Source organism: Anoxybacillus sp. TBDG-1 (assembly GCF_054815885.1).
This window is the reverse complement of record NZ_JBTZSY010000030.1, coordinates 22,830-32,410: the sequence shown is the minus strand read 5'-3', so window position 1 is coordinate 32,410 and position 9,581 is coordinate 22,830. Positions and strand designations below refer to the sequence as shown.

Genomic DNA, 9,581 nt, shown 5'->3' with positions numbered 1-9,581 from the left:
ATATAGAGTTTTATGGATTTTCACAAAAATATTTTAACAGTTACTAACCTCCTTTCGTTATGTCCAGATTATCACGCTCTTTTTTAGGTGGCAATATACAGAAAGGTGCCCATGTCGGACACCTTACCCTTGTTTTAATTTTGAGCGTAAATATGCGTCGATAAAGACATCGATTTCTCCGTCCATAACTGCTTGAACGTTTCCGACTTCTGTATTTGTCCGATGGTCTTTCACAAGGGAATATGGGTGAAAGACGTACGAGCGAATTTGGCTTCCCCAACCAATTTCTTTTTGTTCCCCGCGAATTTCAGCAAGTTCCGCTTGTTGTTCTTCTAATTTCTTCTGGTACAACTTCGCTTTCAACATGTTTATCGCTTTTTCGCGGTTTTTAATTTGCGATCGCTCCGATTGACATGTAACGACAATTCCTGTTGGGATATGTGTAATACGTACCGCTGAGTCAGTCGTATTGACGTGCTGACCGCCAGCACCACTTGAGCGATACGTATCGACTTTCATTTCATCCGGACGAATGTCGACTTCGATGTTTTCATCAAACTCTGGTACAACCTCACATGAAACGAATGACGTATGACGGCGTCCAGAAGCGTCAAACGGTGAAATGCGGACGAGGCGGTGAACGCCTTTTTCCGCTTTTAAATATCCGTATGCATTATGCCCTTTAATTAACAACGTGACGCTTTTAATTCCCGCTTCGTCACCGGGCAAATAATCGAGCGTTTCCACTTTGTATCCTTTTTTCTCTGCCCAGCGCGTGTACATACGCAACAACATTGATGCCCAATCTTGCGACTCTGTTCCGCCTGCGCCAGGATGAAGCTCTAAAATAGCATTATTTTTATCGTACGGCTCATTTAATAGGAGCTGCAGTTCAAATTCGCTAAAGTCTTTCGATAGTTTTTTCGCTTCAGCTACGAGCTCTTTTTGTAAATCTTCATCTGGCTCTTCTTTCACGAGCTCGTATGTCACTTCTAAATTTTCGAACCGCTCTTCCAGTGAGCGAAACTCACCGACTAAATCTTTGAGCGCATTTGCCTCACTAATGACCGCTTGAGCTGCTTTTTGGTCGTCCCAAAAATGAGGCGCAGCCATTTGAGCTTCTAGTTGCTCAATGCGTGCTTCTTTCGTTTCGAGGTCAAAGAGACCCCCTAATATCCGCTAATCGCTTAGCCATTTTTTCCAGATCTTGCTTAATTTCTACTAAGTCAATCATGTCCTTCACCTCAACCATTATTGTATGCAAACGTCTCAGCGGACGCAACATAACGAAAGCGAGGGAACATCCCTCACTTATCGTCCGCAACAATGTTTATATTTTTTTCCGCTTCCGCACGGGCACGGATCATTTCGACCGACTTCCACCGCTTTTTTCACCGGTTTGCGTTTCACTTCTTCGCCTTCTTTTGGATGAACAGCTTCCCCTTTAGCCACTTCTTGTCGCTCAAGGTTGCTTTCAATTTCCGCTTTCATAATGTAGCGGGCGACTTCTTCTTCAATAGAAGCGATCATCGCTTCAAACATCGCATAGCCTTCCATTTGATATTCGCGTAACGGATCAATCTGACCGTACGCACGTAAATGAATGCCTTGGCGAAGCTGTTCCATCGCATCGATATGTTCCATCCATTTCATATCAACAGCGCGCAAAACGATTACGCGTTCAAACTCGCGCATTTGTTCCACCGGAATGCGGCTTTCTTTTTCATCGTAACGCGCACGCACTTTGTCCCAAATAAATTCAATCATTTCTTCTGGATCTTTGCCGCGCAAATCGTTGATCGTCACATCCCCTTCAGGAAGAAGATTTGCCTGCACATAATCAACGATCGCTTGCACATTCCATTCTTCTGGCATCTCTTCATCTGGCGTATGCATTCGCACAACCCGCTCAATTACAGATTGAATCATTTTTTCAACGATGTCGCGTAAGTTTTCTGAATCAAGTACTTGGAAACGTTGGCGGTAAATAATTTCACGTTGTTCACGCAATACATCGTCGTACTGCAACAGCTGTTTCCGTGCATCAAAGTTGTTCCCTTCCACGCGTTTTTGCGCAGATTCGACCGCTTTTGATACGATTTTGCTTTGAATTGGCTGTGAATCGTCCATGCCTAAACGATCCATCATTGCCATCATATTTTCTGAACCGAAGCGACGCATAAGCTCATCTTCAAGTGACAAGTAAAATTGTGATACCCCAGGGTCCCCTTGACGACCAGAACGACCGCGCAATTGGTTGTCGATGCGGCGGCTTTCATGACGTTCTGTACCGATGACGGCTAAACCGCCAAGCTCGCGCACACCTTCACCGAGTTTAATATCCGTTCCGCGTCCTGCCATGTTTGTCGCAATCGTTACTGCTCCTTTTTGACCAGCTTGCGCAATAATTTCTGCTTCTTTCGCATGGTTTTTCGCGTTTAATACGTTATGGCGAATGCCGCGCTTCGTTAACATGTTCGACAACAATTCAGACGTTTCAATAGACACCGTACCGACAAGGACAGGTTGTCCTTTCGCATGACGTTCGGCGATGTCTTCGACAACAGCACGAAACTTCCCTTCCATCGTACGATAAATTAAATCTGGACGGTCATCGCGAATGACTGGTTGATTTGTCGGAATGACAACGACTTGCATATTGTAAATGTTGCGAAACTCTTCTTCTTCTGTTTTCGCCGTTCCCGTCATTCCCGCAAGCTTTTCATACATGCGGAAATAGTTTTGGAACGTAATTGTCGCAAGCGTCATCGATTCATTTTGAATTTCAAGCCCTTCTTTTGCCTCAATGGCTTGATGGAGTCCATCGCTATAGCGACGTCCACGCATAAGACGACCTGTAAACGGGTCAACGATAACGATTTTTCCGTCTTCCACAACGTAATCAACGTCACGCTGCATGACAACATGTGCGCGCAACGCTTGGTTAATATGGTGGTTTAACGTCACATGCTTTAAATCAAATAAGTTATCAATGCCAAACGCGCGCTCCGCTTTGTTCATTCCTTCTTCCGTCAGCTGAACGCTCTTCGTTTTTTCATCATACGTATAATCGACATCGCGCTTTAATGTACGAACAAACGCGTTCGCTTGAATGTACAATTTCGTAGACTTTTGCGCTGTGCCTGAAATAATGAGCGGCGTACGCGCTTCGTCAATTAAAATCGAGTCGACTTCGTCAATGATCGCATAATGAAGTGGGCGTTGCACCATATGTTCTTTATATAGCACCATGTTATCGCGCAAATAGTCGAAACCAAATTCGTTATTCGTTCCGTATGTAATATCTGCATTGTAAGCCGCTTGCTTTTCTTCACGCGACATATTCGTTAAGTTCAATCCGACAGATAATCCTAAAAATTGGTATAACTTACCCATTTCTGTCGCGTCACGGCTCGCTAAATATTCGTTTACCGTCACGACGTGGACGCCTTTTCCTGTTAATGCGTTTAAATATACCGGCATCGTTGCAGTTAACGTTTTTCCTTCCCCTGTCTTCATTTCGGCGATATTGCCTTCATGAAGCGCGATGCCTCCCATTAATTGCACTTTATACGGATACATGCCAAGCACGCGCTTCGCTGCTTCGCGAACAACCGCAAAGGCTTCCACAAGCAAATCATCAAGCGTTTCGCCTTTTTCAAGACGAGCCTTAAACTCTTCCGTTTTTTTCCGCAATTCGTCATCAGAAAGCTGCGCCATTTGCGGACCGAGCGCATCAATTTCATTCGCAATTTTCTCTAATCGCGCAATTTGCCGTTTATTCGGATCAAACACTTTTTTAAACATTCCAAGCATACAAAAACGCCCCTTGCTTATATAGTCGCTAATTACCATCATATCATTTACAAGAAAAGGTGACAACTCATACGGAAAAGGGGATGGGGAAAAAAGAAAAAACCAGTTTCTTCGCTGGATTACACTTGCGATTGTAGTTGCTCGATAGAGGCTTCGACTCTAAGTAAGCGTTTGTTGAGGGCGTAAATTTCAAATCCTTTTTCGTCGATCTTTTTATACATGTTTTGCAGTAATGTACGCACATCGTCGGCTGGTTAAGTTTCTAAACGATGCACGGTTTCTTTTACGTCGCTCAGTTGTATTTCGACATGTTCGAGACGGTTCTTTACATCGCACATTTCTTCCTCAAGGCGACTGATCCACTCATTTGTTTCTTTCATTTCTTGTTCGAGCGCAGTTAAACGAGCTTCCATGTTAGCAAACCGTTCGTCGATCTGAGCGAATCGATCATCAATCTGCGCAAAGCGCTCATCAATCTGGGCAAATCGTTCGTCAATTTGCGCAAAGCGCGCTTCGATTTGTTCGAATCGCTCATCAATCCGAGCGAACTGGTCACGCACTTCTTGTTGAAACTGTAGAAATTTACTTTCGATACTCGTCAACTTTGCTAAAATTTCACGTAACATTGCCTCCATACGCTTTCACCCCCTTTCACATGATACCACCCTCTGCCTTTATTCGACAGAGGGTGCTAAGATTAGTTCGCTTCAATTAGGCCATATTTGCCGTCTTTTCGTTTGTAAACGACATTTGTACGGTTTGTTTCTGCGTTAATAAAGACGTAAAAGTTATGACCAAGCATATTCATTTGTAAAATCGCTTCTTCGCTATCCATCGGTTTTAAACTAAATCGCTTCGTACGTACAACTTCGAATTCCTCTTCCTCGTGCTCTTCTGTCGCCACAGGAGCAGTTGCTGTTAATGTTACGCCGTTTGCTTCTTTTTCACGCATTTTTCGATTCACTTTTGTTTTATGTTTACGAATTTGGCGTTCAAGTTTATCGACGACCAAATCGATGGCGGCATACATATCATCATGGCGCTCTTCCGCACGCAACACAATTTGTGGCATTGGGATTGTCACTTCAATTTTTGCCTGTTTATCATTATATACTTTTAAGTTAACGTGAACCGTTACTCCTTCCGTCGATTCAAAATAGCGTTCTAATTTTCCGATTTTTTTCTCGACATACTCTCGAATGGCTTGTGTAACCTCGATGTTTTCTCCGCGAATGTTGTATTTCATACGCTGTTTCCTCCTTTTATGAAAGGTTGGTTACTTATTTCTACAATTCCCTACAAAACTCCTTCTCAATCGTCACATTTTTTGTGAAAAAATGATGAACAAAACAATGGATAATTATGCTATAATTTATAGATGATGAAAAGTGTTCGTATTTTTCTACTGAGGTGTTATCGCATGCGTAAAGTGCACATATTTGAAGCAAAAAGCGGCGATGTGCTCGCCGTTGATATTTACGGACCAAACGGTGCAGTTTTGCTTGCCAAGGGGGTTAAACTGACCGACTCATACATTCGTGGATTGCGTGAAAATGGCATTCGTCATATTTATATTCACGACATTTTTACATTTGATATTGAAGAAAAGCCAATGATTAGTCCTGTTGTGCGGCAACAAGCGGTAAAAAAAGTGTACGAAACGATGACGGAACTGATCGAGGAACAAAAAGCTGTCCAGCGTGTGTCTTCGCTTGACCTCGGACAAGAATATCAAAAAATATTTAAAGAGATTTTAGACTATTTATTAAGTCGAGAAAACTTGCTCATTAACTTATCTGACCTTGTTATTTCAAAAGGGTATTTCTTTCACCACTCGGTTAACGTGGCAACGATTGCAGGCGTTATCGGATTGGCGAAAGGATATTCATCGCAACAATTGCTTGATTTAGGCGTCGGAGCGCTTTTATTTGACATTGGCATGACACAAATTCCAAGCGCACTTTGGAGCAAAAAAGGATCGCTTAGCCCTGAGGAACGTCGAATCGTTTCCCATCATACTGAATTTGGATTTGAGTTATTGAAAAAACAAAACAACGTTTCACCGTCATCCGCTTACTGTGCCCTACAACATCACGAACGGTTTGATGGGAGCGGCTATCCACATCAAGCAGCCGGTAAATACATTCATGAGTTCGCGCGCATTATCGCCATCGCAGACGTGTTCGATGCGCTCACTTCTCCGCGCGACCATCGAAAACAACACTCGCCGCACGAAGCAGCTGAATATTTGTGCGCAGCAGGGAATACGTTGTTTGACTACGAGCTTATTAAAACGTTTTTAAAATATGTCGCCATTTACCCGCTCGGCACGAACGTCGTATTAAACACAGGATACCGAGGTGTCGTCTCAAACATTTTCCCTGAATATCCGCTTCGTCCTGTCGTTCGTATTTTACAAAATCCAAACGGCGAGATGCTCAAATCACCGTTTGAAATCGACTTACGTAAAGAAGTAAACGTAACTATTGTCGAAGCGTTTTAAATAAGAAAAGCTCAAAGCGCCCGCCTATCGGCGAAGAGCGCACGAGTCCCACCGAGGAGGCTGTCGCCGCCGCAGTGTGGGACGGAGCGACTCGAGCCGATGGCGCTTGGAGCTAGACATGAATCTGAAATTTTATACTTTCTTATCTTTCAAGAAAGGTGCGATCCACTCGCACCTTTTATTGCTCAACATACGGACGAAGATGTTGCATCACGCTTACTTTCCACGCCTCAAACGCTGGCGCTACGTGTTTTTCGACAATTTGTTGCTTCGCATGTGGATCATGTAGATTTCCGTCTAATTTCCACGCCTCTTCTACGACAGAAGAAAAACGTTGAAGCTCGTTCAATAGCGCGATATCATCAGCAAAAAATTGTGCGAATGACCGCTCATTTACCGTATCAATTTGATCAAACGCTTCTAAAATGTCAGCAAGCACGACATCCCCTTGCGTCCGCTCATAATCCACAAAACTTTCCTTAACGTACTGAAATCCTTCTTTAATGGTGTCCAATAACGCTGCATATTGACGAACGACTGTTAATTGTTCCGAAGTTAAATGTACCATAATGTTTACCTACTTTCGTTTATCATAAAACATACCGTCGATTGCTAATGAATCGTATAAATCGTCATAACGTTCAACAGCTACTTTCGTTTGTTTTGTTTGTTTTAAATCTTGCTGAATTTGTTGCTTCAATTGTTGGAGAAGGGCGTTCGCCTCCCGATCAAGCGCAAGCAGCTGTTTCCCTATTTGTTTTTCTTCGTCGGTTAACACCGTCGGAAGTAGCTGAAGAAGCTGCTCACGCTTTTCAAGCAGTTGTTCGATTTGTTCAATGACCGCTTCACGCTTCTCTCTTTCGATCGGCTCACGAAGCAACGTCACAATCGCCGCCGTCGCCTCAAGAAGCTCTGCAACGACACTCATTACACGTGACCGCCTTGCGCATATTGACGCTGACGATGAATTTGAATGACTTGCTTCCACGTATCACGAAACTCTTTCACGTATCCTTCGACTTCCTCTAATATGGACATATCGCTTTTAATGTTTGCTTCAACGAGGCGACGATACATATAGTCGTACATCGTCATCATTGGTTTCGCCACTTCATATTCCATATTGAGCGTGACCATAAGCTCTTGAATAATTTTTTGCGCTTTTAATAAGTTTACATTGCGTGATTCAATATCTTTGTCTTCGATCGCTTTCTTCGCTTGCGCAATAAACTTTAAACAACCGTTGTAAAGCATAAGCGTTAATTCCCCTGGCGACGCCGTTTGCACCGCGTTCGTCTGGTATGATTGATATGGATTGTTCATCGTTCAACCTCCTAAATTATTGTGCCCCTCCACCAAAAGCATTCATCAAATACATGCTTTGCGAATTGGCACGTTGTACCGCTTTTTCCATCGCCGAAAACTGCTTCCAATAGCGGTCTTCTACCCGTTTTAATCGGTCTTCCGCCGCGCTAATACGTGTATCAATATCGAGAATATTTTTCCCGATAATATACTGGTTCGTAGCTTTTAACGTATTTCCTGCTTTATCTTCGATGGTTTTGATCGTCTTTTTTATTTCATCACGAAGTTGACGAACAATCCCTTTTGCATTTCCCTCTCCACTGTTACTGAACAAGCGATAAATGGCGTTTGGATTTTCTTCAATTTTTTGTCGCAATTTTGCTTCGTCAATTAGTAACTTTCCACCATCTAAGTAGTTTGGCGTTGTCGTAATGCCGATTTGAGCTAATTGCGAGAACCCCTCTTCAACCCCATCGACTTTTCGATACAGTGCTAGCCGCATGCTAGAAAGAGCGTTGGATAAAATCGAATCGCCGCGCAAAATGCCGCTTTTCGCTTTTTCTTCCCACTTCTCCGCCTGCTTTTCCGTCAGCTTTTCACGCTGTTCATCCGTCAACGGCTGATAATCACGATAACGCGTTTCTTTTAGCTTTTTATTGATCTCATCAATCGTTTCGTTGTATTTATCGACAAACGATTTAATCGCGTTAAAAATCGCATCGGTATTTGTCGTTGATGTGAGCGTCACCGTCCCCGCATGCGTGTTTTTGAGCGTATATGTTGTCCCGTTGACTGTAAACGTATTTGACGTACGCTCCGTTTCAAGACCGTTAATTGTAAATCGAGCGTTTTGACCACTTGTTTTCCCTGTTAGTTCTAAATTGTTCAGAGCTGCTGTAAAACCAAATGCTTGAAACAGCTCTTGTCCTTCAACGATTTGAATCGATGCACCTGCACCCGTTTGATTTTTATTGATGACTACTTTTTTTGTGACATCATCATAAAATGCATTTACTCCTAAATCCGACTGTTGATTCATTTTATTGATCACTGATTGAAGGGTGTCATTGTTTGGGTCTATATTGATTTCAACATTTTTTGTGCTTCCATTTGGATCTGTTACAGCTAATTTAATTGTTAGCGGGCTGGTCAAATTCAACGGAGTAACTCCTCCGACAATAAACGTAACATCTTTTAACTTTGCATTTGGATCAAACGTATCTAATGTTTGAATTGCGCTTTCTGACGTCCATCTTGCTGCTGTTGCCAATTGTGTAATATTGCTAATTTCCACCGTTTGATTTTGAGCGTTTGGCGTACTTGTTGCCGTTACAACGTTTTCGTTCGAGCTCGTCACTTTTTTTTGCAAAAACGTGCTTTGGCGCATCACACCTTCAAAAATATGCTTATCCAAATCATTCAATAAGCGATTCATATCGCGATACGCATCGCGCTTCCACTCAAGCAATTGCTTCTTCTGTTTTAACTTATCGATCGGCGCACGCTCAACTTTCATTAAATCGCCGACGATTTTATCAATATCCATGCCACTCGCCAAGCCGCCGATACGCATATTATTCATCACTTACCACCTCCTAAATTTTTCGATCGACGATTAATCCAACAAACTTCATCATCGCTGCATACATATCTAACAGTTTTTTCGGCGGAATTTCACGCACAACTTCTTTCGTCCGTTCATCAATAAGTTGAACGTAGTACTCTTTCAAATCTTCATGTACGTTAAACTTTAACGACGTATGGCTCGGCTGTAAAAACTCGTTCATTCCTTTGACAACTTCTTCAAGCTTTTCTTTTGAAATGCGCTCTTCTTCTTGTTTTACCATCATTTGTTGTGAAGTCGTTTGCTCTTGTTTTTGCTGTTCTGCTGGACGCTCTGCCGTTTTTTCATACATATATGTGGAAGAATGAGAAGAAGAAATACGTTCAATCATCA

General features: G+C 42.7%; 10 protein-coding genes. 1 reads left to right on the top strand and 9 read right to left on the bottom strand.

Annotated features, from left to right (window positions below; all coding sequences use genetic code 11):
- Positions 1-123 precede the first annotated feature (123 nt).
- From prfB to hpf, 4 genes are all read right to left on the bottom strand, one after another.
- Positions 124-1,231, bottom strand: a protein-coding gene (gene prfB, locus ACYQY7_RS10015) for a peptide chain release factor 2 (RefSeq protein ID WP_461201899.1) whose coding sequence is annotated in 2 segments (ribosomal slippage) — positions 124-1,158 and positions 1,160-1,231 — 1,107 coding nt in all. Because the reading frame shifts where the segments join, the coding sequence is not laid out codon by codon here.
- Positions 1,232-1,311: 80 nt separating this feature from the next.
- Positions 1,312-3,816: a preprotein translocase subunit SecA gene (gene secA, locus ACYQY7_RS10010; protein WP_461201898.1), complete on the bottom strand. Its 2,505-nt coding sequence runs from the start codon at positions 3,814-3,816 to the stop codon at positions 1,312-1,314.
- 254 nt (positions 3,817-4,070) lie between these two features.
- A complete protein-coding gene (locus ACYQY7_RS10005) occupies positions 4,071-4,451 on the bottom strand; it encodes a hypothetical protein (protein ID WP_461201897.1) in 381 nt (126 codons plus the stop codon).
- 62 nt (positions 4,452-4,513) lie between these two features.
- Entirely contained in the window at positions 4,514-5,062 is a 549-nt protein-coding gene (gene hpf, locus ACYQY7_RS10000; protein WP_032101209.1) for a ribosome hibernation-promoting factor, HPF/YfiA family, read from the bottom strand.
- Between the two features lie 174 nt (positions 5,063-5,236).
- Here hpf and ACYQY7_RS09995 point away from each other — a divergent pair, with 174 nt between their 5' ends.
- A complete protein-coding gene (locus ACYQY7_RS09995; RefSeq protein WP_461201896.1) occupies positions 5,237-6,319 on the top strand; it encodes an HD-GYP domain-containing protein in 1,083 nt (360 codons plus the stop codon).
- Positions 6,320-6,497: 178 nt separating this feature from the next.
- Here the strand turns inward: ACYQY7_RS09995 and ACYQY7_RS09990 are convergent, their stop codons facing one another.
- Genes ACYQY7_RS09990 through flaG form a run of 5 tightly spaced genes read right to left on the bottom strand, consistent with a single transcriptional unit; the run spans position 6,498 to position 9,579 of the window.
- Positions 6,498-6,887 carry a hypothetical protein gene (locus ACYQY7_RS09990; protein WP_461201895.1) on the bottom strand — a complete coding sequence of 130 codons (390 nt, stop codon included), beginning with the start codon at positions 6,885-6,887 and terminating at the stop codon, positions 6,498-6,500.
- Positions 6,888-6,896: 9 nt separating this feature from the next.
- On the bottom strand, positions 6,897-7,247 hold the full coding sequence (locus tag ACYQY7_RS09985) for a flagellar protein FliT (protein WP_461201894.1): 351 nt from the start codon (positions 7,245-7,247) through the stop codon (positions 6,897-6,899).
- A complete protein-coding gene (gene fliS / locus ACYQY7_RS09980; RefSeq protein ID WP_461201893.1) occupies positions 7,247-7,642 on the bottom strand; it encodes a flagellar export chaperone FliS in 396 nt (131 codons plus the stop codon). Before fliS ends, ACYQY7_RS09985 begins: the two co-directional genes overlap by 1 nt.
- Before the next feature lie 16 nt (positions 7,643-7,658).
- Positions 7,659-9,206 carry a flagellar hook-associated protein 2 gene (locus tag ACYQY7_RS09975; protein ID WP_461201892.1) on the bottom strand — a complete coding sequence of 516 codons (1,548 nt, stop codon included), beginning with the start codon at positions 9,204-9,206 and terminating at the stop codon, positions 7,659-7,661.
- A 13-nt stretch (positions 9,207-9,219) separates the two neighbouring features.
- Entirely contained in the window at positions 9,220-9,579 is a 360-nt protein-coding gene (gene flaG, locus ACYQY7_RS09970) for a flagellar protein FlaG (protein ID WP_461201891.1), read from the bottom strand.
- Between the last annotated feature and the right edge of the window lie 2 nt (positions 9,580-9,581).

Excerpts from the sequence above, each read along its gene's own strand:
- fliS (WP_461201893.1), bottom strand. The coding sequence starts at position 7,642 with ATGAACAATCCATATCAATCATACCAGACGAACGCGGTGCAAACGGCG.
- ACYQY7_RS09995 (WP_461201896.1), top strand. The coding sequence starts at position 5,237 with ATGCGTAAAGTGCACATATTTGAAGCAAAAAGCGGCGATGTGCTCGCC.
- ACYQY7_RS09990 (WP_461201895.1), bottom strand. The coding sequence starts at position 6,887 with ATGGTACATTTAACTTCGGAACAATTAACAGTCGTTCGTCAATATGCA.
- secA (WP_461201898.1), bottom strand. The coding sequence starts at position 3,816 with ATGCTTGGAATGTTTAAAAAAGTGTTTGATCCGAATAAACGGCAAATT.
- hpf (WP_032101209.1), bottom strand. The coding sequence starts at position 5,062 with ATGAAATACAACATTCGCGGAGAAAACATCGAGGTTACACAAGCCATT.
- flaG (WP_461201891.1), bottom strand. The coding sequence starts at position 9,579 with ATGATTGAACGTATTTCTTCTTCTCATTCTTCCACATATATGTATGAA.
- ACYQY7_RS09975 (WP_461201892.1), bottom strand. The coding sequence starts at position 9,206 with ATGAATAATATGCGTATCGGCGGCTTGGCGAGTGGCATGGATATTGAT.
- ACYQY7_RS09985 (WP_461201894.1), bottom strand. The coding sequence starts at position 7,247 with ATGAGTGTCGTTGCAGAGCTTCTTGAGGCGACGGCGGCGATTGTGACG.
- ACYQY7_RS10005 (WP_461201897.1), bottom strand. The coding sequence starts at position 4,451 with ATGGAGGCAATGTTACGTGAAATTTTAGCAAAGTTGACGAGTATCGAA.